14 protein-coding genes are annotated in these 25,957 nt (G+C 64.7%); 9 read left to right on the top strand and 5 right to left on the bottom strand.

Translation table 11 applies throughout. The features are described from left to right. Positions 1-97 precede the first annotated feature (97 nt). Positions 98-3,175: an FAD-binding and (Fe-S)-binding domain-containing protein gene (locus ACH9L7_RS03950; RefSeq protein WP_396612435.1), complete on the top strand. Its 3,078-nt coding sequence runs from the start codon at positions 98-100 to the stop codon at positions 3,173-3,175. A gap of 220 nt (positions 3,176-3,395) precedes the next feature. Here ACH9L7_RS03950 and ACH9L7_RS03945 read toward each other — a convergent pair whose 3' ends face one another. The 3 genes from ACH9L7_RS03945 to ACH9L7_RS03935 form a co-directional block, all read right to left on the bottom strand. After that, positions 3,396-4,517, bottom strand: coding sequence for a pyridoxal phosphate-dependent aminotransferase (locus ACH9L7_RS03945; RefSeq protein WP_396612434.1), 1,122 nt, complete (start codon positions 4,515-4,517; stop codon positions 3,396-3,398). 309 nt (positions 4,518-4,826) lie between these two features. Then, positions 4,827-5,303, bottom strand: coding sequence for a DUF123 domain-containing protein (locus tag ACH9L7_RS03940; protein WP_396612433.1), 477 nt, complete (start codon positions 5,301-5,303; stop codon positions 4,827-4,829). A gap of 21 nt (positions 5,304-5,324) precedes the next feature. Next, positions 5,325-5,750, bottom strand: a complete 426-nt coding sequence (locus ACH9L7_RS03935; protein ID WP_396612432.1) for a DCC1-like thiol-disulfide oxidoreductase family protein — start codon at positions 5,748-5,750, stop codon at positions 5,325-5,327. A 110-nt stretch (positions 5,751-5,860) separates the two neighbouring features. Between ACH9L7_RS03935 and ACH9L7_RS03930 the strand changes: the two genes are divergently transcribed. The 7 genes from ACH9L7_RS03930 to ACH9L7_RS03900 all read left to right on the top strand — a co-directional run bounded on the left by ACH9L7_RS03930 (position 5,861) and on the right by ACH9L7_RS03900 (position 16,526). Beyond that, positions 5,861-8,230, top strand: coding sequence for a DEAD/DEAH box helicase (locus ACH9L7_RS03930; protein WP_396612431.1), 2,370 nt, complete (start codon positions 5,861-5,863; stop codon positions 8,228-8,230). A 160-nt stretch (positions 8,231-8,390) separates the two neighbouring features. Further along, positions 8,391-9,548, top strand: coding sequence for an alpha-1 4-glucan-protein synthase (locus ACH9L7_RS03925; protein WP_396612430.1), 1,158 nt, complete (start codon positions 8,391-8,393; stop codon positions 9,546-9,548). Between the two features lie 81 nt (positions 9,549-9,629). Then, on the top strand, positions 9,630-10,802 hold the full coding sequence (locus ACH9L7_RS03920) for an iron ABC transporter substrate-binding protein (RefSeq protein WP_396612429.1): 1,173 nt from the start codon (positions 9,630-9,632) through the stop codon (positions 10,800-10,802). A gap of 13 nt (positions 10,803-10,815) precedes the next feature. After that, positions 10,816-12,411: an ABC transporter permease gene (locus ACH9L7_RS03915; RefSeq protein WP_396612428.1), complete on the top strand. Its 1,596-nt coding sequence runs from the start codon at positions 10,816-10,818 to the stop codon at positions 12,409-12,411. After that, entirely contained in the window at positions 12,401-13,585 is a 1,185-nt protein-coding gene (locus tag ACH9L7_RS03910) for an ABC transporter ATP-binding protein (protein ID WP_396612427.1), read from the top strand. Before ACH9L7_RS03915 ends, ACH9L7_RS03910 begins: the two co-directional genes overlap by 11 nt. A 1-nt stretch (position 13,586) precedes the next feature. Beyond that, on the top strand, positions 13,587-15,863 hold the full coding sequence (locus ACH9L7_RS03905) for a glycosyltransferase family 39 protein (protein ID WP_396612426.1): 2,277 nt from the start codon (positions 13,587-13,589) through the stop codon (positions 15,861-15,863). A gap of 144 nt (positions 15,864-16,007) precedes the next feature. Continuing rightward, positions 16,008-16,526 carry a fasciclin domain-containing protein gene (locus tag ACH9L7_RS03900; RefSeq protein ID WP_396612425.1) on the top strand — a complete coding sequence of 173 codons (519 nt, stop codon included), beginning with the start codon at positions 16,008-16,010 and terminating at the stop codon, positions 16,524-16,526. 60 nt (positions 16,527-16,586) lie between these two features. On the opposite strand, the gene gghA is transcribed toward ACH9L7_RS03900, so the two are convergent. Both gghA and malA read right to left on the bottom strand, forming a co-directional pair. Beyond that, positions 16,587-19,115: a glucosylglycerol hydrolase gene (gghA, locus tag ACH9L7_RS03895; protein WP_396612424.1), complete on the bottom strand. Its 2,529-nt coding sequence runs from the start codon at positions 19,113-19,115 to the stop codon at positions 16,587-16,589. A gap of 75 nt (positions 19,116-19,190) precedes the next feature. Beyond that, complete coding sequence (gene malA / locus ACH9L7_RS03890; protein ID WP_396613218.1) at positions 19,191-21,197, bottom strand: alpha-amylase MalA; 2,007 nt, start codon at positions 21,195-21,197, stop codon at positions 19,191-19,193. 200 nt (positions 21,198-21,397) lie between these two features. Here malA and ACH9L7_RS03885 point away from each other — a divergent pair, with 200 nt between their 5' ends. Beyond that, positions 21,398-25,933 (top strand): glycoside hydrolase family 15 protein, encoded by a 4,536-nt coding sequence (locus ACH9L7_RS03885; protein ID WP_396612423.1) that lies wholly within the window; start codon positions 21,398-21,400, stop codon positions 25,931-25,933. Positions 25,934-25,957: the final 24 nt, after the last annotated feature.

Raw genomic sequence — 25,957 nt, 5'->3', positions numbered from 1 at the left:
GCGAAACAGCGTATCGACCACGAATTTCGAGTAAATTCACCCGCACCCGGGTGTCTTTATTGCGGTACACAAACCGACTACTAGCGAGCAACTGACAATGGCTTCAAACACGCACGAATCGGCCACCGACCCCTCGACAGAGGGGAACTACGACTACGTCAACGACGACGTAGAACGGCCAGGGCTGGTCGAAGACCTCGAATCTATCGTCGAGGGCGACGTGCGATTCGACACCTACACGAGAACGATGTACGCGACGGACGCGTCCGCGTACGAGAAGATGCCCATCGGCGTCGTCATGCCGACCTCGACGGACGACGTGGCGGCGGTGATGGAGTACTGCGCCGAGCGCGAGATTCCCGTTCTCCCGCGGGGCGGCGGGACGAGCCTCGCCGGACAGACGGTCAACGAGGCTGTCGTCCTCGACCTCGTCCGGTACATGAGCGACGTCACCGATGTCGACCCTGAGGCACGGACGGCCACGGCACAGGCCGGGGTTCGACTCGGTGACCTGAACGAGCAGTTGGCCCCGCACGGCCTGAAGTTCGCACCCGACCCGGCGTGGGGCGACCGCTCCGCGCTCGGCGGGGCTATCGGGAACAACTCCACGGGCGCACATTCGCTGAAGTACGGGAAGACTGACTACTACATCGAAGAAGTCGAAGTCGTCCTCGCCGACGGCACGGTGACGACATTCGGCGAGATGACCGTCGACGAACTCCTCGAACAGGGCGACCCTAAGGGCACTCTCGAAGAGCGTATCTACGCGAAAGTCGCCCGGGTTCTCGACGAGGAAGCCGACGAGATTTCCGAGCGCTATCCCGACCTCAAACGCAACGTCTCGGGGTACAACCTCGACATGCTCGTCGACGAGATGCGCGGTGCGCGTCGGACCCCCGACGACACCGGTATCGACGACGACTGGGAAGAAGGGCGCATCAACCTCGGCCGTCTCCTCGCCGGGTCCGAAGGCACGCTCGCCATCGTCACGAAGGCCACCGTCTCCCTCGAGGAGATTCCCAACACGGCCTCTGTCGCGCTCTTGACCTACGACAACGTCATCGACGCGATGCACGACGTGGCACCCATCCTCGAACACGAACCCGCCGCGGTCGAGGTCATGGACGACGTACTCCTCGACTTGGCCCGCGACACGGCCGAGTTCGCGGACGTTGTCGGGATGCTCCCCGAAGGCACCGACTCGACGCTCTTAGTCGAGTTCTACGCCGACTCCGACGAGGACGGCAAACAGCAGGTCGCCGACCTCGTCGCGGACCGCGTCCCTGACGCTGACGCACCCGAGTTCGACCCGTCGGACGGGGCTGAGTCGGTGACCGAGAACGAGCCTCGCGCCACCGACTTCATGGAGGCCCACGACGCCGACACGCGCGCGAAGTTCTGGAAGATGCGCAAGTCGGGGCTTCCGATTCTCCTCTCGCGGACCTCGGACGAGAAGCACATCGCCTACATCGAAGACACGGCGATTCCGGCGGAGAACCTCCCCGCCTACGTCTCTGACTTTCAGGACATCCTCGACGAACACGACACCTTCGCCTCGTACTACGCGCACGCCGGGCCGGGCGTCCTGCACATTCGCCCGCTCGTGAACACGAAGACGGTCGAGGGCGTCGAGACGTTCGAGGCCATCGCCGACGAAGTGACCGACCTCGTCGTGAAGTACGGCGGGTCGGTGTCGGGCGAACACGGCGACGGCCGGGCGCGCACGCAGTGGAACCGTAAGCTGTACGGCGACCACCTCTGGACCGTCTTCCGCGACCTGAAGACCGCGTTCGACCCCGATTGGCTCCTCAATCCGGGGAACATCTGCGGCGACTACGACATGACCGAGAACCTCCGGTTCTCGCCCGACTACGACTTCGAATCCGGGTTCGACCCCGCGCTCAACTGGGACAACGACAACGGCTTCGAGGGCATGGTCGAACTCTGTCACGGCTGTGCAGGCTGTCGCGGGCGGCAATCGACCGTCGGCGGCGTCATGTGTCCGACCTATCGGGCCGCCGAAGAGGAAATTCAGTCCACGCGCGGCCGGGCGAACATGCTCCGGCAGGCGATGAGCGGCGGGCTCCCCGAAGACGAGATGTTTACGGACGAGTTCGTCCACGAGGTGCTGGACCTCTGTGTCGGCTGTAAGGGCTGTTCGAAAGACTGTCCGAGCGGGGTCGACATGGCGAAGATGAAAGCCGAGATAAAACACGAGCACCACCAGCGCCACGGGTCGAGCGTCCGCGACAAGGTGTTCGCCAACATCGACACACTGTCGAAACTCGGGTCGAAGTTCGCCCCCCTCACAAACAGCGCAACGAAGATTCCCGGCGCACGGACGCTGATGGAGATGACCGTCGGCATCGCAAAGGAGCGGAAATTACCGGAGTTCCACTCGACGAGCTTCGTCGAGTGGTTCGAATCACGCGGCGCGGCGGGCATCGCCGAAGCGCAGGCCGACCGCACGGTGTTGTTGTTCCCGGACACCTACACGAACTACAACCACCCGGAAGTCGGCAAGGCCGCTGTGCGGGCGCTCGAAGCCGCGAACGTCCACGTTCGCATTCCCGATGGCGTGGCCGGGTCGGGTCGGCCGCCGCACTCGAAGGGCTTCCTCGACAAAGCCCGCGCCACCGCGAAGCAGAACGTCGACGTCCTCGCCCCCTTCGTCGAGGAAGGGTGGGACATCATTCTCTGTGAACCCTCGGACGCGGTGATGTTCCAGTCGGACTATCTCGACTTACTCTCGGGTGCCGACGTAGAGGCCGTCGCAGCCAACTCCTACGGCATCATGGAGTACTTCGACACGTTCCGTCTGGATGAGGAACTCTCGTTCCTCCCGCAGGACGACTCCCTGACGTACCACGGCCACTGTCACCAGAAGTCTACGAAGAAGGACCACCACGCGGTGGGCGTCCTTCGTCGCGCTGGCTACGACGTGGACCCACTGGACTCGACGTGCTGTGGGATGTCTGGCTCCTTCGGCTACGAGGCCGAACACTACTCCATGTCGATGGCTATCGGGAACATCCTCTCCGACCAGGTGGCCGACAGTCCGGGCGACGTTGTCGTCGCACCGGGGGCATCCTGTCGGTCGCAACTCGAAGACATGGGCGTCGACGACGAACCGCCGCATCCGGTCGAGATGCTCGACCGCGCGATTACGGCGTAACGACCCTCTCAACAGCAAATCAGAAGCACCCCCACTGGCACGGGGCTCGGTAAACAGAGGCACACCCCACTGGCACGGGACCGGTGAACGACCCACGCGAATCCGACTTCGATATCCAAGCGAACTGGGCTGGTTCGACTGGAACGAACGCGGTTGGAACCTGCCGACACGGACCGGGCTGGTCCGGTCGGCGCTCTTCACACAGTCGGGAACTCCCTTCTTACAACTCGTCGAGGACCGCGCCGAAGGCGTCGAGTGCCGCGGCCATCGCCTCTGGGTCGCCGCCGAGCGAGACGCGGAACGCGTCTGGACGCTCGAAAAAGCGGCCGGGGACGACCAGCACGTCCGCGTCCAGCGCGGCATCGACGATATCGTCGCCGTCGTGAGTCTCGTGTTCCAGCAGGGCGAACGTTCCACCGGCGTGGATGCGTCCGTCGAGATTCGGGCGCTCGGCGACGAACGCCGCCAGCAACTCGTGATTCGCCGAGAGGTGTGCCCGCGCCGCAGACTCCAATCGCTCGTTATTGTGGAGCGCGCGCCGCGCGAGTTTCCTGCTCGGTTCCGCGACACCGGGGAGGTGCATCGACGCGTCGCGCGCTCGGTCGACGATTTCCTTCGGCCCGACGAGCCAACCGACGCGGAGCCCGCCGAGTCCGTAAAATTTCGTCAGCGACCCGGTGACGACGACGTTCGGCAACCCGGCGGCGCTGACCCCGCCGAACGGACCGTCGTCGGCGGGGTCGACGTACGGCGCGTACACCTCGTCGACGAGGAGGAACCCGCCCGCATCGGCCGCGTGGCGTGCCATCTCCGCGAGTTCGACGCGGGTGGCGAGTCGGCCCGATGGGTTGTGTCGGTTCGAGACAGTCGCGTAGGCGAACGACTCGGTGGCCGCACTCTCGATACGGTGGGGTTCGAGGGCGTGGTTGAACTCGGGCGGGCGAAGGAAGCGGTCCACGCGGGCACCAAGCGCCGCGGGCGTCTTACAGAGCGGTTGATAGCCCGGTTTTTCGACGAGAACCTGCGGTCTTCGAGCGTCGGCGTCGTCAGCTTCGGCGCTTCGGTGCTCGACTCGGTCCAAAAGCGCACACGCAGCGAGAAGGTTCGCCTGCGTCGCGCCCGGAGTGACGAGGACACACGACTCGGGCACGTCGTATCGGGTGGCAAGTTGGGCGGGAAGGCTCGTATCGGTCGGGTCCGGAAGCCCGGCGAGTGACGGCGGGACGATTCCGTCGAACGTCGACGAGGGTCGCAAATCGCTGGTCGCGAGGTCGTGTGTCACCTCGTCGGCACGCCCGATAATCCAATCGAGGTAGGGAATCGAAGGAAACGTCGTCGTCATTGGCGCTTGTTCGACCGCCCCGGCGTAAGTCATTGGGGTCTGGGGGAACGCACACGTCACGAGCGACGTCACAGAGGAGTCACACCGGGCGGGGAACCGGAGTCCTATATAAAATCGGTATGAATCGGCCGATCACATATAAATGGCCAGTAGATTCATATACTAGTACTCATCTCGTGAGATGAATCGCCGAGAGGTGAGGTAAAGCCAATCGAGGTTGTAGGTAGCGTCGCCGGGGTGCCTCTGACAACCGGCAGCGTCGTCCTCTCCGGGGTGCCCGGTCCGGAGAGGACGACAGAGGGAATTCCCTCACCCTTTCTCGCGGAAGACAGCACTCGACGCAGCGGTCGCCTCGTCGATGCCCCCGTACCGTGCGAGATGCGACTCGCAGTCACAATCAGACGACCCAAAGCCAGCAATCGGTCCGTCAGCGAGCGCAGCGGCCGCTTCGCACTCGATATCGCTGTCGGCGACGCAGACGACGCGAGCGAGGGACACATCCGGATGTCCGCTGAGGTAGTCCACGTGCCAGTGCCGGGCGTCGTGGTCACCCGCCGCGACACGCCGGTGTCGAAGTACCCGCCGCAGACCGCCCGCCCCGAAGGCGCTTCCGACATAGACGTAGCCGCCAGCGGAAAGCCGCCGTTTTCCGAGTGCTCCGACTTCGACGGTGCATTCGGGGACGTCGAAGACGAGCGCATAGGTTCCCGTCGGTGCGAGCGCATCCAGTTCGAGGGGGTCGTCGTCAGTACCGAGGACTTCGGGTGCGAGCGAGTGGACAGTCACGGGCGGGTGTTGAAATCGAGATTACGAAAGTTCGGCGGGGTGGCGCTCGGCGTTCGCCGCGAGCGTGTCGAACAGGTCTGCGGCCGCCTCGCGGAGGGGATAGACGCTGTGGAAGTCGTCCGGGTCGCGCCCGCGGCCACTCGCGACGCCGACGGCTTTGGCGATGGTGTCGTAGTTGTCGCGGACCAGACTTCCGACGATGCCGGGTGTCCCCGCTCTGTCGGCGAGTTCTTTCGCAGCAGTGCCGCCCGCGTACACCCGCTTTTCGTCCTCGTCGACGAGGACCATCGCGAAGGGAACCTCGTCGAACTGCGCCGCGAGGAACGCCTGTGCGGCGTCGTCGTACCACGAGATTGCCGTCACATCGTCGAGGCGCTTGAGGGCCGTCGCGGCCACGGAACAGTAGGGGCACTCCCCATCGTAGATGAGGACGGCATCCGCGTTCATACGCCCTCGTCAGGACCCGAGGGACAAAAGCAGCGCGGCAGTTCGAAAAACTGTGTGAACCAGTTGCAATGGTTCGACAGCGTTAGGGCAACGAAGTTCGAGGAAAAACCGTGGACGACATCATCGAGTGGCTTCGAGCGCGTCCGTACTACGAGGGGCAGATTCACGCCCATCGACAGTTCGACGCGCGCGACCCCGACTTCGCCGATATCGACCTCGAACCACGGTTGGCGTCGGCCCTCGACGACCGTGGTATCGACCGCCTGTACCGCCATCAGGCCGAGGCAGTCGAAGCCATCCGCGAGGGAAACAACGTCGTCCTTGCGACCAGAACTGCGAGCGGAAAGAGCCTCGCGTACACCGTCCCGGCGTTCGAGCGGGCGATGGACCACGGCGGGCGAACCCTATATCTCGGCCCGCAGAACGCCCTCGTCGCCGACCAACTGGAGACGCTATCGGACCTCGCACACGGCCTTGGGTTCGGGAGTCGCGTCTCGGTCGACCAGTACACCGGCCGCCTGTCGAAGACTGAAAAACGTGAGGTTCGGAAGCGACGCCCGACCGTCCTGCTTTCGAACCCCGACATGGTTCACTATGCTCTCCTGCCGCACGCCCACCGCCTCTGGGAGTGGTTCTTCTCCGCTTTGGAAACCGTCGTCATCGACGAGGTACACGGCTACCGCGGCGTCTTCGGGAGCCACGTCGCGCTGTTACTTCGGCGACTCAAACGCGTCTGCGAACGCTTCGGGTCGGACCCGCAGTTCGTCTGCTGTTCGGCTACCATCGGAAACCCGGTCGAACACGCCGCGCGAATCACCGGCGAGGATGAGTCGTCGTACACGCTCGTCGATGGCGATACGAGTGGTACTGGCGAGACGCACTGGCTTCTGTGGAATCCCCCGGAGTACGAAAATCCCGACGCTGGGGGGTCGGGGCGGCGACGCTCGGCCCACGTCGAGACCAAGAACCTCTTTGTCGACTTAGTCTCGCGCGGCCACCAGACGCTCGCGTTCACTCGGGCCAGACAGGCCGCCGAGCGGTACGCCTCGGAGAGTGCGAGCGACCTCCGGAGCCGCGGCGAACACGGCCTTGCCGGTGAAATTGCCGCGTATCAGGCGGCACTTACCCACGACCGACGCCGGGAGATAGAGGCCGGACTCCACGATGGCAATATCACCGGAGTCTGGAGCACCAACGCGCTCGAACTCGGGGTTGACGTTGGCGGCCTCGACGTGGTACTCATCGACGGCTACCCCGGTACGCGAATGTCGGCGTGGCAGCAAGCAGGGCGGGCCGGTCGCGGCGACAGACCCGCGCTAGTGGTCCTCGTGGGCAGCGAAGACCAGTTGGACCAGTACCTCATGAAGCACCCCGGCGAGTTCTTCGAGGGAGACCCAGAACGGGCGGTGTCGGACCCCGAAAACGACCATCTGCTTCCGAGTCACGTCGCCTGTGCGGCCGCCGAAAATTGGCTCTCGACCGCGGACGAGGAGTACTTCGGCCCAACGTTCCCGACTGTCGTCTCGGACCTCGAAGTCGAGGGGACACTGGCGCGGCGGGACACGGACGATGGTATCAGATGGATCCACGACGGCGGAGGAAGCCCACAACACGCGATGAGTCTTCGGACCATCACGGACCGAGAGATTCGCCTGATGGATTCGCGGAACAACGAGACCATCGCAAAACTCGCGTTCGACGATGCCCTGCGCGACGCGCACCCCGGCGCAGTCTACCACCACCAGGGCCAGACGTACGAAGTCGCCGACCTCGATTTGGACCGCGATGTGGCCCGCCTGCAACCCACGTGGGCGGACTACTACACCCGCGTCCTCCACGACAAGAACATCACCGTCGAGCGCGACATCCTGTCGAAACCGCTGTCTGCGCGCTCGGACGTAGAAGTTCGATTCGCCGAGGTGACGATGCGAAAGCAGATAACCGGGTTCGAACGTCGCGACCCGAAGCGTGGAACGACCATCGGCCAGCAACTCCTCGACCTGCCGGAGACGAGTCTGCGGACGAAAGCTCTCTATTTCACCGTCCCCGGCGACGTGGAGTCAGAGATGCGCGAGTTGGGTGGCACACACGAGAAGGGAAGCGGTCGGGGGGTTGGCAGCGACGACGCCTTCAACGGCGGCATTCACGCGGCCGAACACGGGATGATTTCGCTCTTTCCCTTGACCTTGCTCTGTGACCGCGGCGATATCGGCGGTCTCTCGACGCCCTCTCACAGCCACACCGACAAATCGACTATCTTCATCTACGACGGCCATCCAGGCGGCGTGGGCCTGACCCGCGCTGGCTACGATATCGTCGAACGATTGATGCGGCAGACGGCGCAGTTGATTGCCGACTGCGACTGTGAGGACGGGTGTCCGTCGTGCGTGCAGTCGCCCCAGTGCGGGAACGCGAACGACCCGCTGACGAAAGAGACGGCGGTACTGTTGCTGGAGTCGCTGACGGGGATGCGTGAGTGAGGTCGCCGACGGGGACGCGTGAGTGAGGTCGCCGACGGACATGGATAGGTGAGCGGCCGTCGGGTATTCGAGCAACTCTCGAAAAACGGACTGTTGTCCGTCTGAAACGTTGAAACGCGGACCAACAGGTATTTTTGGCCTGCCTAAAATCGTACTGGCAATGGATTCGGACATCTGTGTCGTCGTTCCGACCATCCGAGAGTTCGAGTGCATGCGGGCGTACTTCGACAACGCACGCGCACACGGATTCGACCTCGACCGTCTGTTCGTCCTTCTCGTGACGGAGGACTTCTGTGACACCGAGGCGATGGCGGCGATGCTCGACGACGAAGGGGTTTCGGGGGCAGTCTACGACGAGTCGGCCCGCGAGGAATGGTACGACGAACAGGGGATTTCTGAGTACTCGCATCTCGTTCCGGCAGCGAGTCACGCCCAGACGAGCTTCGGCCTCATGTACATGTGGGCGCACCCCGAGTTCGACTACGGCTTTTTCATCGACGACGACACGCTCCCCCACGACGAGTGGGACTTCTTCGGGCGGCACATGGAGAACCTCCACCGCACCGACGAAGTGGAGTCGGTCGCAAGCGACGAACAGTGGGTGAACGTTCTCTACCAGAACGCCGACGAACACGGTCTGTACCCCCGCGGGTACCCCTATTCGGCGATGGGTGAGACGGTCGAAACGGGAACCAGAGAACTTCGCGACGTGGTCGCCTCGCAGGGACTGTGGACGAACGTCCCCGACCTCGACGCCGTGCGCATTCTGATGGACGGCGACCTGCAGGGACAGGCCCAGACCCGAACCGACTTCGACGACTTCGACGGCGACTTCGTGGCCGAACCGGGCCAGTACCTCACCGTCTGCTCGATGAATCTCGCCTTCGAGCGCGAGGTCATCCCCGCGTTCTACCAACTTCCGATGGACGACAACGAGTGGGAGGTCGGCCGCTTCGACGACATCTGGTCGGGCGTCTTCCTCAAGCGCGCCGCGGACGTGCTCGAAAAGGATATCCTCACTGGCTACCCGCTCTGTGAGCACAACAAGGCCGCCCGCCCGACGTTCGACGACCTGAACAACGAAGTGCCGGGTCTCGAACTCAACGAACACCTCTGGGAAATCGTCGACGTAGTCGGTGACGACGCCGACTCCTACGCCGAAGTGTTCGAAGCAATGGCGGACGAACTCGCCGACGGCGACTGGTCCGACTACCGAAACGGCGACTTCTTCAACTACGTCGGGCGCTACATGCAGGACTGGGTGGCGTGTCTCGACGCGCTGGCCGCACCACGCGCTGCCGTCACAGCAGACGACTGACAGCTCATTGGCCGGTTTTTTGGCCGAATTCGTCCGTTGAACCGGTAGGTATAAATGATTTAGGCCTACCTAAATCAATGTATGGACGATTACGACCGAGAGCCTCGCGTCCACGGTCGTCGACGGTTTCTCGCGACCACGGCGGCGTTAGGTCTCGGCACACTTGCTGGCTGTACCGGCGGTGGTGACGACGAAACGACGACGACAACCACCGAGGACACTGACGACGGTGGCACAGTCGAGCAAATCGGGTCCGGTCGGTCGCCCTTTGGTGACCGGACGATTGCCGGTGGCGTCTCTATCACCGAGATGCCGGACCTCTCTGGCGAACTCACGCTCTACTCGGGTCGCGGGAAAGCCCTCGTCAACGAACTCGTCTCTTTCCTCGAAGATTACTACGAGGACTTCACTATCCGCCCGCGCTACAACTCGGCGGCGGAACTCGTCAACCAGATTCAGACCGAGGGACAAAACAGCCCCGCAGACGTGTTCTTCTCTGTCAACGCGGGGTCCCTCGGTGCGCTGAAGGACGCCGGTCGGACACAAGACCTCCCGACCGAAGTGCTGGACCTCGTCCGCGACGAGTTCCACGACCCAGACGGGCAGTGGACCGGCACCTCGGGTCGCGCGCGGACCGTTCCGTTCAACACCGACGAGTTCTCCGAGTCCGACATTCCGGACGACATCATGGAGTTCCCGAAAACGGAGGCCTTCCGCGACAACATCGGCTGGGCACCGACCTACTCGTCGTTCCAGGCGTTCATCACCGCGATGCGCGTCCTCGAAGGCGACGAGGCGACAAAGGAATGGCTGCAGGGGATGCAGGACCTCGGTGTCACCGAGTTCAAAGACGAGTTCCTCGTCTCGCAGGCCGTCGCCGACGGCGAAATCACTGCTGGCTTCGCCAACCACTACTACATTCAGCGCATCCTCGCGGGGCGGCCGAACGCGCCGCTCAAAACCGCGTTCACCTCCGGCGATGCCGGGTCTATCTTCAACGTCGCGGGCGCGCTCGTCCTCGACACCGCCGACGATTCGGAACTGGCGGCCAACTTCGTGCGCCACCTGCTGTCGGCCGAAGCGCAGGACTACTTCGCCCGCACGACGTTCGAGTACCCGCTCGTCTCGGGTGTAGACCCAATCGGCGAACTCCCCAGTATCGACGAACTCAACCCGCCGGAAGGGCTCGACCTGACGCAACTGTCTGACCTGGAAGGAACCGTACGACTCTTGCGTGAGGTGGGCGTGCTCTGAGGTGAACCCATAGATGGCGACCGAGCAGCAGACGACGACTGGCGGGGGCGACGACGAGCAACCGCTCGGATTGACTATCGCCAGCGGGGCCGTCGCCGCTGCCGTCGTCGTCCCGCTGTTGTGGCTCGTCAAAACCGCCCTCGACGTTGGATTCGCCGAGGCGCTCGCGCTCGTGACGCGCCCGACGACGGTGGAAGTGCTCGTCAACAGCACCGTCCTCGTCGTCCTCGTGACGGCCGCGTGCGTCGGTCTCGGCGTCCCGCTCGCGTACCTCACGGTCAGAACCGACCTTCCGTTCAGACGCTTTTGGACCATCGTCGTCTCGCTGCCGCTCGTCATCCCGAGTTACATCGGCGCGTTCGCGTTCGTGTCCGCGTTCGGACCGCGCGGCGTGTTTCAGCGCCTCCTCGCGCCGATTGGCGTGGAGACGCTCCCAGAAATATACGGCTTGCCCGGTGCAGTTTTGGTGCTGACGCTCTACACGTATCCGTACGTGTTCATCACCACACGGGCCGCGCTGAAGTCGATGGACACCACGCTCATCGACGCCGCGCGGACCCTGAACCACACCCGTTGGGAGGCATTCAAGCGGGTGACTATTCCACAGATTCGCCCGGCAGTCGCCGCCGGGGCGCTGCTCGCGGCGCTCTATACGCTCTCGGACTTCGGGACGCCCGCAATCATGCGGTTCGACGCCTTCACTCGCGTCATCTACGTCGAGTTCGGCGCGTTCGGCCGCGACACCGCGACGCTCTTGTCGCTGCAGTTGGTCGCCGTGACGCTCCTCATTCTCACCCTCGAATCGACGGTTCGCGGCGACGAGCGCACCACGACCGGCGGGCGCTCGGGCAACCTGATGCAACTCGGCCACTGGAAGTACCCGGCAGTCGGGTTCGCCGCGCTCGTCGCGGCCGTCGCACTCGTCGTCCCGCTGGGCATCCTGCTCACGTGGTTCGCACAGGGTGTCGCCGAGACGAGCAAGTCGCTCGCGTTCCAACCCGAGTACGCGCTCAACTCCGTCCTCGTCGCGGCCGCGGCGGCGCTCGCCGCAACTGTCGCCGCCCTTCCCGTGGCATACCTCGCCGCGAGACACGCCTCCCGGGTGAGTTCGCTGTTCGAGCGCGCAACGTACGTCGGCTACGCGGTTCCCGGCGTCGTGCTCGGCCTCGCGCTCGTCTTCTTCGGTAGTTCCTACGCGACACCCATCTATCAGACGCTCTATCTCCTCGTCTTCGCCTACGTCATCCGTTTCCTGCCGCAGGCGGTCGGGTCGCTCCGCGCGTCGTTCCTCAGAGTCAACCCGGCACTTCCGGAAGCGGCACGGACGCTCGGGGAGACGCCTACGGGCGCGTTCCGCCACGTGACGCTCCCCCTCGTCGCGCCCGGCCTCTTCGGCGGCGCGGCGCTGGTCTTCCTGACCACGATGAAGGAACTCCCGGCGACGCTTCTCCTGCGTCCCTCGGGATTCGACACGCTCGTGACGCACATCTGGACGGCCCACGAGTCGGGGTACTTCGGACAGGCCGCGGTCCCCGCACTCATCTTGCTTTTCGTCTCCGGGCTGTCGATGCTCGTCATAATCACTCAAGAGGGATACGATGTCAAATAGCACATTCACTACTGCCGACCAACAGTCTCGCCCCAACAGAGACACCGACAGCAACACCAAGAACGACACCGACAGCAACGCCAAGAACGACGCTGTCCTCGAACTCGACAGTGTCTCGAAGTCCTACGGACCCGAATGCGTCGTCGAGGACCTCTCGCTGTCAGTTCGTGAAGGCGAGATTCTCACACTTCTCGGCCCCTCCGGGTGCGGCAAGACCACGACGCTCCGACTCATTGCTGGACTCGCCCAACCGAACGGCGGCGAGGTCCGCCTCAACGGCGATGTCGTCTCCGGAAGCGGCACCTTCGTCGCGCCCGAGGAGCGCGGTGTCGGCGTGGTCTTCCAGGAGTTCGCGCTGTTCCCGCACCTCACCGCCGCCGAGAACATCGCCTTCGGCCTGAAGGACCTCTCGAAGGCCGAACGCGAAGCGCGTGTCGAAGAACTGCTCGACCTCGTCGGCCTCGAAACGCAAGGCGAGAGCTACCCGGACGAACTCTCCGGCGGGCAGCAACAGCGTGTCGCGCTCGCACGCTCGCTCGCGCCCGAGCCAGCGATTCTCCTCCTCGACGAACCGTTTTCCAACCTCGACGTGGACCTGCGCGTCAAGATGCGCGAGGAAGTCCGTCGCATCCTCAAGGAAGCGGGCGTGACGGCTGTCTCAGTCACCCACGACCAGGAAGAAGCCTTGTCCATCTCGGACCGCGTCGCGGTGATGAACTGTGGGGAACTCGAACAAATCGGCGACCCCGAGCAGGTCTTCCAACACCCCGAATCGCGCTTCGTCGCTGGCTTCCTCGGCTACGCCGGGTTCCTGCCGGGCCGCGTCACCGGCGACATGGTCGAGACGGAACTCGGGTCGGTCCCTCGCGGCCAGATTCACGGCCTCGCCCCCGAATACGACGAGACGGACATCGATATCCTCGTCCGCCCCGACGACGTGTCGGCCCACGCCTGCGAGGGGTCGGGCCACGGTGAAGTCGTCGGCAAGCGCTACCTCGGGCCGACCATTCTCTACGAAGTCGAACTCGACGGCGGGGACAACCTGCTTTGCATGCACAACCACGACGAGACTGTTCCGACCGACGGCCACGTTGAGGTGACGCTCGACGCCGGTCACGAACTCGCGTGGTTCCCGCGCGAACAGCGCCCCGAAACCGGACTCTACTCCGACTAGGATGGGTCGTTCCGGGTCCCGGCTCTCCGACATCTTCGACGACGCATCGGTCGATTTCGACATCGAAACCGAACAGACGCAGTTGTGGCTGGCGGCCGCCGTCGTCTCGCTCGCCGTCGGCCTGCTCGTGACGTGGCTCGCCGTCGACCTCTTTCCGTATCACACCGTCAACGACGACGAAGGCGTCTACCTGATGCAGGCGGCGATGCTGCTGGAAGGGAAACTGTTTCTGTACCCCGGAGCACTGGCTGAGGCCGTCAGACCGTGGTTCTTCATCGTCGAGGAGACGGCGAGCGCCCCCGGTGGGGTCCAGATGTACTCGAAGTACTCGCCAGTGATTCCGGCGATGTTCGCGCTCGGTCTCGCTGTGGGGCTTCCGAACCTCGTCCTTGGAGTCGTCGCCGCCGCCAACGCGGCCTTCGTGTACCTCCTCGGCGCAGACGTGTTCGACCGGCGGACGGGCATCGTCGCCGCCGGACTGCTCGGCCTCTCGCCGCTTTTCGTCATCAACTCCGCGACGTTCCTCGCGTACGCCCCGACGACCATGCTGAACCTCGCGTTCGCCGCGTGCTACGTCCGGGCCGCCCGCCGCGACTCCTCGGGCTATGCCGTCGTCGCGGGGAGTCTGGTCGGCCTCGCGTTCTTCGCCCGCCCCTACACTGCCGTGCTGTTCGCGCTTCCGTTCATCGCACACTCGCTGTGGGCACTCGGGACCGCGTGGCGTACCGGAACCGGTTGGGTCGTCTTCCGTCGCTACCTCGCAATCGGGCTTCCCGGTCTCACCTTCGTGGGGCTCACGCTCGCGTACAATGCCGTCGTGACCGGCGACCCGCTGGTGTTCCCGTACATGGCGTTCGCGCCGCTCGACGGCGTCGGCTTCGGCCACCGCGAGATACTCAACTACGACCTCGTGTACACACCCGAACTGGGCCTCGAGACGGGACTGGAAGCGCTCGAAATGCTCGTCACCCGCTGGGGACCGATGGGGTGGCTCGGAACCGTCGCCGCGCTCTTTGGCCTCGGCCTCACTGCCCGCCGCTGGTGGGGACACCGAACCGGGTTGAATCTCCGCGGAAGCGAGCGACGCCGGGCACACGGATTAGGCGGCCGTGACCGGGCCTTCACCGAACTCTCCGACGACGCGCTCGCGGCCATCATCCTCGGAATTTTCGTCTCGGTGTTCGTCGGCAACGGCTTCTTCTGGGGGACGCACAACGGCCTTCGAAACGGTCTCATCGACCTCCTCGGCCCGTTCTACCACTTTGACGCGCTCGTCCCGCTCGTCGTCTTCGCCGCAGCGGGCGTCGTCGGGGGCGTCCGATTCGTCCGGCGGCGCGCCCATCAACGGTTCTCCGCGTCGGAAGCCCGCGGCGTCGTCTTCTCTGTCGTCCTCGTGTTCGCTCTCGTCGCCGGAGGCGTGACGCTCGGGGCGGTCGATGGGCCGTACGAGGAGAATCACCTTCGAACCGAGAACCTCGAAGCGACGTACGAACCACTCGTCGAGGCGGGGTTCGAGTCGCCGCCGCTGACACCGTTGGGTTCGGGGGTCGGCGTGGGTCAGGGTCTCGGCGGGGATGGAGCGGAAGCGCCGAAGGCGCTCGTCTTCCACCCCGACCCCTACGGCGACTGGTCGGCCCATCCATTCCAGACGCTCCGTAACGACCCCGGATTTGACGGGCCGGTCGTCTACGCCATCGACGGCGGGGCGGAACAGGACTTCACCGTCCTCGACGCAACGAACCGCACACCCTATCGATTCGCCTATCGAGGGTCGTGGACCGGCGCTGAGGACTCGGTGACGCCCGAACTCACCCACCTTCACGTCGTCTCTGGAGAGCGCGTCGCGGCAAGGACCACGCTCGGTGCGCCGGAAGGGACCAGAACCGTCTCCGTACGGGTCGAATCCGATGGTGAGTACGCCCGATACGACGTGCCGATGGCCGAGAGCCACACCGTCGAGTGGGATATCACGCCCGCAGGCGTCCGGGTAACGAACTATCCCCGCGCCGCCGGAGCAGAGCGGGTTCCGATTCCCCGTGGAGCGAGCGAAGTCGACCTCGTGGTGACGTACGTCGGCGACTTCGGCGAGACAGTGACCTACCGACAGACCGCGTCTGTCGAGCGCTCCGGTGGCGAGGTGCGCGTCATCTGGCCGCCCGAGACGCACGTCTGCCGGTTGACCCTCGAATGCGGGTCGGAAGACCTGTGGGTCGGCCCCGACGGGGAGTACCTGCCGGGCGTGTCGGTAGAGACGAACGCGACGGCCGATAGTCGGTAGCTGAACCGACCTCGGTGGGGGACTCCAAACACACCAGAAACGCTGACATTCAGATATTCGAGAATATTTTCAATTCCTAGTTTAATTAATATAACTAGTTAGGTATCGTCCTCATTCCGAGGACTGCCGTATAGAGAGGTGGATATGAAATTCGATCCAAAGCGGCGGCAGGCCTTGAAGACGATTGGCGGTGCGGGACTGTTCCTCGCGGCTGGTGGCGTTGGTACGGCGAGCGCGACACCGCCTCGTGACGGAAAGACGATAGTCGATATCGCGGTGAACACCCCCGGGTTCGAGACGTTGGTCGCCGCAGTCGTCGAGGCAGGTCTCGTCGATGCGCTCAGCGGAAACCGTCAACTGACCGTGTTCGCACCGACTGACGAGGCGTTCGCCGCGTTAGGTGTGACAAAAGATAACGTCGGAAACATCGACTTCGAGGCGGCCGTCGGCGCATCCCTCGCGGAGATTCTGACCTACCACGTCGTTCCCGGGCGTCGGAAAGCGCAGTCCGTACTCCCCGTGTCTGACCTCCCGACGCTCAACGGTGCGCACATCGGCGTCGACGGGGCTACCCTGAACGACGGCCAAGCCGACATCGTCGCCACCGACATCACGGCGTCGAATGGCGTCGTCCACGTCATCGACGGCGTGTTGCTGCCCTAACGCGGCCGAACTTTTTTGTGCGAAGGCGGGACCACAGCGTTCCGTGCGAACGCGAGAGAACTACGGTTCACGACGCCAGACGATGGCGTCGCCGTTGTCGAGTTCGACCGCAAGCGAATCAGCGTCGGAGACCGATACTTCGACGCCCGGTGCGACGAGAGCTGGTTGCCAGCCATCTCTCGGGATAGCGGGCGCATTTGCGTCCTCGGCGGCGTCTTCGGCAAGGTACTCGGGCGACACCTTGACTGGGACGCCCTCCATGTTGGCGGCGAACAGGAGTTGCTCCGTTCCGTCCGGGGACGTGCGGAACCCGTAGTAGAGCACCGTCCCGTCGGTCGGATGGCGATAGGTGAAGTAGTCGTCGCCCGCGTCGAGGTCGGCGAGCAACCACGGGCGGTCGTGGCGGAACTCACGGGTCTGGAGACGGAAGGCGCTTCGGTCGGCGTCCTGCGCGTCGTGCCAGTGGCTCAGAGTGGCGAAGTCGTGGACGTCGCGCATCCACGCGTAGCCGTAGGCTTCGAGGTCCGTGGCCGACAGGTCGTTGCCGAGCGGGTGGTTCATCGCCGAGAGCATGTCGGCCATCACGTCGAGGTCGTAGTCGGTCGCATCGACGGCCGACGAGAGCGCGTTCATCCACGTCAACAGTTCCTCACGCGACTCGAAGCCGAGGTCTTTCACGCGGTGGAAAAAGCGGTCGTCTTCGAAGTCTTCGTCGCGCACCTGCCAGTACAGGAACTTCGATTCGTCGGAGACGACTTTGACGTTCCACGTCGGGTCGGTGTCGCGGATAAAGCCCCACGGCGCGCGCATGTTGGCGTGGACGAAGTCCATCGGAACGCCCGGCAGGAAGCAATGAAAGAGCATGGACGACGCGGCGTTGTCGTACGCTTCGTCAAGTGTCTCGGGGTAGTCGTCGCCGAGATAGGGGTTGACCGGCGACTGGTTGAACTCGACAGTCGGGTCGATTTGCGTCCCGCGGCGGACGGTGTCGTGGTTGGCGACGCCCGTCAACCAGTTGCCGCCGAACTCGGCGACTTCGCGGACGCGCCACCACTTCGTCGCCCAGAAGGTGAGAAGCGCAGGCGTGTTGTGCGCGAACGTGATTGGCGACCACTGGAACGAGTGGGGGTGCTGTTCGATGAGTGCGCGGTAGGAGGAGGCGAGTTCCCAGTCCTCGCGCGGCCACGGGCGGCCGTCTTCGTAAATCATCCACGGCCGGTACTCGGTGCCAGCGACGTCCTGCGTCACGCGGTCCATCTCCGCGAGGAAGTCGTCGTCGTGGTACATCTCGCCCGACTCGGGGTCGTAGGAGGTGAAGTCCTGCGCGCCGTCGACGCGGATACCGTCGGCACCGAAGTCCATCTTACGCCGCTGCATTTCGAGGAAGACGGCGCGCGCGGTCGGTTCGGTGTAGTCGAGGTGTTTGCCGTACATCCCCGGCCCGAGGATGTAGCGGTCGGACAGGAGTTCCGCGCCGCGGTTGTCGGCGTGGCCGAGCGCTACGTCGAAGACCACCTTGATTGGACGCGGCAGGTCGTGGCAGGCGGCGATGAAGTCGACGAGTTCGTCCGGGCGACCGCTTTCGAGGATGGCCGGGTTCGGCGCGGAGAAGGCGCTGACGACGATGTCGTAGCCCCAGTTAATCATCTCGGGGCGGGCGACTTCGACGGTGAGTTCACCGTCGGACTCGCCCCGCTCGTCGGACGAGCCTCCGCTCGCTTCACTCACGGAGACCCCGTCGGACACAACGGACCAGAAATCGTGTTCCGCTTCGTTCTCAGTCAGCGGTTCGACGGGCATCACCTGAATGCCATCGTAGCCAGCGAAGGCGCGCTCCCACGGGTCGAGCGACTCACCAGCGCGCTGTTTCTCCGCGATACCTTCGTACACGTCGGCGAGACCCGCGAGCGACCCGCGTTCCGTGGCAGTTCCGGGATGGATTTCCAGCATGCTCGTCGCGGGGTCGATACGCGGCACGCCGTCGTCTTCAGTGGTCGAGACGTGCTCGTCGTCGGTGCCGAGTGCTTCGAAGTACTCGCGGTCGGCGCGCGTCTCGTCGAGTCGGCCGAGGTCGTAGACCTCCGCGGGGGCGAACGCGCCGAAGGGGACAGAATACGACACCGGGTCCTGAATGGTATGTCCCTCGCCGTCTTCGTCCTCGTAGACGAGTTGGTAGAGCGACCCGAGCGTCTCGCGCGTCCCGGCGCGGACGCCTTCGACGACCGCCCAGTGGTACTCACCGGACCGACGCATCGGAACGCGGTCACGCTGGAAGGTGACCTCGCGGCGTGTGGTGTCTCCGGGGTCGAGGTCTGCTGACGGGGTGAGAATCTCCAGTTCGACCGCCGATTCGGGGGAACCGTCGTCTGCGAGTTCGGGCGTCCAGAAGCCGAATTCGACGGTCGGGCCGTCTGTGTCTCGTCGGCCGTCCGAGTCTCGTCGGTCGGTCACGTGCGCGCCCAGTCGCGTCGTGAGTTTCTTCGCGGCCTCGAAGGGGTCGTCGTGGTTCTCGACGACCGACTCGTGCCACGAGACGAGGTCGTTGGTGCTGTCCTCCAGTCGAGTCGGAGTGCCGTATTCTGTGCCCATCGTGTATCAGGTGATCGAATGGGAATTGGAGAGGGTCGAACGGCTGGCGGTGTGGTGGGCGGTCGGAGACGGTGTCTACGCGAGCGGACAGATTGCCACGTCGTCGACGTGGAGACCGCCTTCGGCCGCGACGGAGTCGCCGGAGACGATATCGGTCGCATCCACGGCGAGGTCGCCAACAGCGACAGTCGCTGGTTCGTCGCCGAAGTTCAGCAGACACAGATACGATCCGTCGTCGTGGTCGCGGACGAACGCGACGGCGTGGTCGGTGTCGGCCTCGAAGTCGATGCGACGGAACGCGCCTTCGGACCCGAGCGCAGGCGTCTTGTCGCGGACTTCGATGAGTCGCTCGTAGTGCTCGCGGATATCCTCGCGGGCGTGCTTCCACGCGAGGGCGTCGCGGCGGCCGCGCTGGCCGATTTCTTGGCCGCCGTAGACCATCGGCACGCCGGGGAGCGTAAAGAGCGCACCCGCGGCGGCCATCGCCGCCGACTCCCCGCACTCGACGATGTAGCGCGTCTCGTCGTGGTTCTCGATGTAAAGCATGAACGCCGCGTGGTCGGGGAAGCCGACTTCGGTGCGCTGGTCGATGGCGTCGAGCATGCGTTCGGCGGGTTCGTCGCCGCGGCCGACCTGCCGGAGCGTGAAGTACAGCGTCGTATCGAAGTGCATGTCGAACATGCCGTCGTGGAAGTCGGCGATGTACGGGATGGTCTCGTCGAGGAGCAGAAATTCGGGGTCCTTCGACTTGACGCGGTCGTGGACCTCTTGCCAGAAGGTGTCGGGGACGGCCCACGCCATATCGCAGCGGAACCCATCGACCACGTCGGCCCACATGTCCACCGCGTCGAGGAGGTAGCGCCGAACGTCGAGATTCCGGTGGTCGAAATTGGCGATGTACTCCCAGTCGAAGTACGTGCCCGGTTCGCCGTTGTCCTGCCACTCGTACCAGTCGTAGTAGTCCGAGTCGGGATTCTTGTACGCGTCCTTGAAAAACGGATGTTCGCGGGCGGAGTGGTTGAGAACGAGGTCGAAGAGGACCTTCATCCCGTGGTCGTGGGCGGCCTCGACGAACTGCTCGTAGTCCTCGCGCGACCCGAGGTCCTCGGCGATGGAGTAGAAATCCACGATGTTGTAGCCGTGGGGCGCGTGGTCGTTCTGGAGGACGGGCGTGAGCCACAGGCAGTCGACGCCGAGCGATTCGAGATAGTCGAGACGCGTTTCGAGTGCTTCGAACGTGTTGTCGGCCTCGTCGATGTCCGAGGCGTAGCCGCGGACGTAAATCTCGTAGAGAGTTACTTCCTGCGCCCACTCGGGCGGGTCGTTCGGGCGTGCGACAGAGAGGTGCTGTCCGCCGGTGTCAGCGTTTCCCGTCCCACCCGACTGACTCTCGGTATCGGATTCGGTCTCCGCAACGCCGCCGTCGGGGAGCGCGTCGCGCTTAACGACGACCGAGTCGGGGACGCTGTAGGTCTCGTCGATTGCGACGGCGTGGACGCCGATTTTGTCGCCGACGGCCGAAACCGGGACGCGAAGCACCCACCCATCGGTTTCCACCGCGGACTCGTCCACGTCGTCGCGGTCGTCCACGACGAACTCGACAACCAAGTCGTCGCGGTCGGTGTCGCTGTTCGGGTTGGGTTGCGGGTCGGCGCGGACGACGATAGTGTCGTCTTCGACGCTGGCGTCGAGGCGGATACGCGGCCGACCTCCCTCGCCGCGCCGCGCCTCTCCGGCACCGCTTCCGGAGCCTGACGCACCGCCGCTAATCCCCATCGGGCGTGCAGAGCCACTCTGGCCGCTGAAGCCGCTCATCCCGCTCATGCCACTCTCGCCGCTCCGGATAGACCCTGTGGGAAGGTACGACCCGGGGAACGCGCGGATAGTGAGCGTGTGGGTGCCGTCGGGAGCGTCGAGTTCGAGGACGTACCGTCCCGGCGCATCGGGGTCGAACTGAACAACTGCGGTTTCTTCGGGGAGTTCGAGGCTGCTTTTGGTCGGCGCGCGTTGTACGCGCCACGTGTACGTCGCGTCGGGGTCGGGGTCACGCGGTGCGAGTTGGACCGACTCACCAACAGCCATGAACTGCGGCGGTCCTGGATGATGCATACACGTAGTGAACGTGCCGGGAGACTTTGAATTTACTCCCGTGAGAATACTTGATTGGAAGCGAGACGGTCTCTACCTGTTACGACGCCGTCTGTCGAATCTTTCGACAAGTAGAGGTAAACTGGGCCGGGTGACGGCCAATACTTATGGTTCGAGGCCATCGTCTACCTCCTATGCGACTCCGGACCGCGTTGAATGAATACAAGCGCGGCCGCGGTGGGCGCTTCCCGGAAGAGTGTCCCACCTCGGCAGGCGCGTTCTCGGGCCACGGGGACCGGCTTGTCTACGTCGGCCCCGACGGGTCTCTGCGGGACTACTCGTCTTCGCTGTCGGGCCTCTATGGAATCGACCGGTCTCGGTTCGGCATCGAGACGGACGGCGAGACGCGCTGGTTCGACGAACTCGAACCCGTTCGCCAGCACTACTACCGAGAGACGACGCTCGTCGAGACAGAGTACGACGCTGGCGAGTACACCGTCCACCAGTACGACCTGACGCTCGGGCGCGCCCACGTGACGCACGTCGAACTTCGCGGCGCGATTCCAACGGACGCCCACCTCACTGCCTTCCTCACGTTTGCGCCCGAAGGCCGAGAGACACGCGTCGGCCGACTTATCCACGAAGAAGGCGGCCCCAACGGAACACAGGCCGTCGAAGTGTTCCACAGAGAGGAACACGACTACGTCACCGCTTCGACTGGTCTCGACGACGTACGGGGCCAGATTCCCGAGCGGTTCGACGAGATACTCTCCGAGGGCACCTTCGACTTCCCGCGAGATGCCGTCCTCGAACGCTACGAGGACACCCACCTCTCTGGCGATGTCGTCGTCAGCGCTCCCCTCGAACAGAAGGGTCGCGCCGCCAGAACGACGCTCGTCACGCAGTTGTCGGACCACTCCGAGATGGACCGCGACGACGCGCTCGCGGACCTCCAGCACTGTTCGGTCCAGCACGCGACCGCCGACGCGCTTCGGGCCGCCGCCCGCGAACAGGTCGAAGTGACCGTCCCCGACGACACGCCGCGCGAGCGCATCGTCCGGTCTGACCTCCGGGCACTGTCGCTTCTGACCGCTCCGAGCGGCGCTCGTATTGCCGGCCCCGAATTCGACCCCTTCTACGCCCACACCGGTGGCTACGGCTACACGTGGTTCCGCGACGACTCGGAGGTTTCGCGCGCGCTCTTGCACGCGGACGAAACATTCAGCCTCGGCCTCAGCGACCGACTCGCCACGAGCGCGGCGTTCTACTGCGACACCCAGCTCGCCGACGGTACGTGGCCCCACCGCGTCTGGGCCGTCGATGGGTCGGTCGCACCCGGGTGGGCACACGGCCGCGTCGAGGGCGCTGGCGACGAAGAGTATCAGGCCGACCAGACGGCGAGCGTCATAACCTATCTCGCGACGCTGCTCTCGGAGCGCCGCGACGAACTCGACGACGAACTGGTCGGGCGCATTCGTTCGACCATCGCCGCCGGTATCGACGGTCTCGACTCCAGTCTGGAAGACGACGGCCTTCCCGCCGTCTGCCAGAACGCGTGGGAGAACATGGCTGGGCGGTTTACGCACACTGCGGCGACGTTCCTCCAAGCGTACTCGACTGTCGCGACCGCTCCGCTCAGCGACGACCTGCGCGAACACGCCAGCGAGCAGGCGACAACCGTCTACGACGGTCTCGACGAACTCTGGTCGGAAGAACGAGAGGTGTACGCCCTCCGCATCGACCGGAACGGCACCCTCGACGACCGACTCGACTCGGCGACGTTCGCCATCGTCGATGCGATAGACGCCTACGCCGACATCGAAGCAATCGACAGCGAGACGGCAACGCGCCTCGTCAAGCACATGGCCGCGACGCTCAAGGGCCTGTATCGAAATCCCCGGAGCGAAGTGGCCGGACTGGTCCGGTTCGAAGACGACTACTGGCGGTCCGACGGCCAAGAGGGCGAAAAGGTCTGGTCGGTCTCGACGGCGTGGGGTGCGAACGCCGCCGCGAAGTTCGGCCGACTCTGCGAGCGCCTCGGCGTCGATGGTCGCCGGTTCACCGAGCGGGCGACCAACCTCTACGAACTCCTTCAACCCGATGGCCCGCTCTCGACTGACGCGGGCTACCTCGCCGAACAGGTGTTCGACGACGGGAGTTTCGACAGTGCGACGCCCCTCGGATGGCCACACGCCCTCCGTACCGAGACGACGGCGATTCTCTCCGAACTCGACGCGCTTCCGGCACCGAAGCCAGCACCGACCGGGCCGGAGAACCGCCCGCGGTGGACGACCGGCGAGAAGTACGGCATCGCCACCGTCGCCGACCACGAAGCCGAGGACCCCTCACGTATCTGGTTCACGCTGACCGAAGGCGCGCTCACGGAGGTTCGCTTCCCGCGCGTTGACCTGATGAACCTCCGGACGCTCGATTTCCTCGTCGTCGACGCCGACCCTAAGAGCGACTACACGGCGCGGACGCACAACGAGACGCGCCGGGACGACCACGCCGACACGGTCGAACGGCGGGCCGAAATCGTCGAGGAAGACGCGCTCGTCTTCCGTCACGTCATCACCGAAACCGGCGACGGCCGGGGTCACGAGTGGGAACTCGTCGTCGAGTACGCCATCGACCCCGAACACGACGCGCTCCTCGCGGACGTGCAGTTCGAGGCGCTCGACGACTGCAAGTACGAACTGTACACGGTCGCAGACACGGCACTCGCCAACACCGGTGCGATGGACCGCGGCATCCGCCTCGGTCAACTCGGGAGCTACCATCTCGTTGCTCGTGACGCTGGGCCGTTCGACGCCGGTGACGCCCGCGAACCGCTCCTCATCGACGAGAGCGGCGAGGAGTACAGCGTCGCAGTCGCACTCACGACCGCCGGTCGGTTCGACTGGGCAACCGTGGGTGTCGCAGGGTCGAAATACCTCGCAGAATTCTTCTCGAAGGGTGAACTGCCCGCGCCCCAAGAGCGCATCGACGACGAGAACGTCGTCCTCGTCGGTCGCATCGGAACCGGCAACGACCTCTCGGAGACGCTGGCGCTCGGCCTCGCCGAACACGCCGACACGGCGGCCGCACTCGGTGAAGCGGCGGGTGCGCTGACCCGAGGGTACGAGACAGCCCGCGCCGCGTACACCGACTCGTGGGCGGACTTCCTCGTGGACAAGGAGGTTCCGGAGTCGGTCGCCAACGACCCGGAACTCGCCGCGCAGTACAAGACGTGTCTCATGAGTCTTCGTGCGGTCGAAGACAAGACGTACCTCGGGGCGGGAATCGCCTCGCCGTCGGTGCCGTGGGGTGAGGCGGTCCCCGCCGAAGAGTCGAAGGGGTACGGCTACAATTTCGTCTGGTCTCGCGACCTCTATCAGGTCTTTACCGTCTTCGAAGCGGTCGGCGACATCGAGACGGCCGTCGAGGCGCTGGAGTACATCTACACCTACCAGCAGGACAACCGTGGGTTCATCCCGCAGAACACCTACCTCAACGGGCGGACCCGCTGGGGCGGCGAGCAGATGGACAACATCTCCTTCCCGCAGGTGATGGCCTACATGCTGAAAGAACGCGGCATCGACTTCGCCGACGTAGGGTACGAGTACGCCAACGTCAAGCGCTCTGCTGACTACGTGGCTCGAAACGGCCCGCCGACCGCACAGGAGCGGTGGGAAGAGGAAGCGGGCTACTCGCCGTCGTCCATCGCGGCCGAAATCGCTGGCCTCGCGTCCGCGGGGGCAATCGCCCTCGACGAAGGCGAGGAGGCCGACGCACTCGTCTGGTTGGCGCTCGCCGACGACTGGACCGAGCGCGTCGAAGACTGGGCTGCGACCCGAACGGGCACCGACCGCCACGACAACACGCCCTATTACGTCCGCGTCACCCGCGACGGCGAACCCGACGCGGGCCATCTCCGAACGCTCGCAAACAACGGACCGACGCTCGACGAGCGGGAAATCATCGACGCCGGATTCCTCGAACTGACGCGTCTCGGCATCAAGTCGCCCGACGACGAGATTATCCGCAACTCGTTGAAGGAAGTCGACGACACGATTCGCGTCGATACGCCACACGGACCGGCGTTCTACCGCTACAACGGCGACGGCTACGGCGAACTCGAACGCGACGAAGAGGGTGCGCCGTGGTCCATCGACGCCAAGGGGAAAGGTCGCCTCTGGCCCATCTTTACGGGCGAGCGCGCCGAGTACGAACTGCTCGCCGGAACCGACTCCGGTGAACTCGCACCGGAGAACATGCTCCGGACGATGGCGGCGTTCGCCAACTCCGGGCGTATGCTCGCAGAGCAGGTCTGGGACCGCGAGCACGCGACCGCCTACAACTGGGAGTTCGGCGAGGGGACCGGCAGCGCGACGCCGCTTGCGTGGTCGATGGCGCAGTTCGTGCGCCTCGCACACAGCATCGACATCGGTGAACCCGTCGAGATGCCCGAATTCGTCCAGAACCGCTACGTCGAACAGGACCGGCCGTCGGGGCCGAGTCTCCGCGTGAGCACGCGGTTCAAAGGCGACAAACTCGTCGTCTCCGGCCAGACCGACGCCGCCGTCGTCGCGGTGAAGACGCCCGGCGAGACGACACTTGTGGAACCGAAAAAAGAGACCTTCGAAGTCGAAGTCGCCATCGAGTACGGCGAAAATCAGGTGACTGTCGCCGCCGCCACCGACGAGGACCTGACGACCGCCGGAACGACCGTCTCGCGCTTTACGCTCTGAGCGGGCGCGGCCCCGCGACGGAGC

It is taken from the genome of Haloferax sp. S1W (assembly GCF_044593955.1).
GTDB lineage: Archaea > Halobacteriota > Halobacteria > Halobacteriales > Haloferacaceae > Haloferax.
This window is presented reverse-complemented; position numbering and strand designations above follow the sequence as displayed.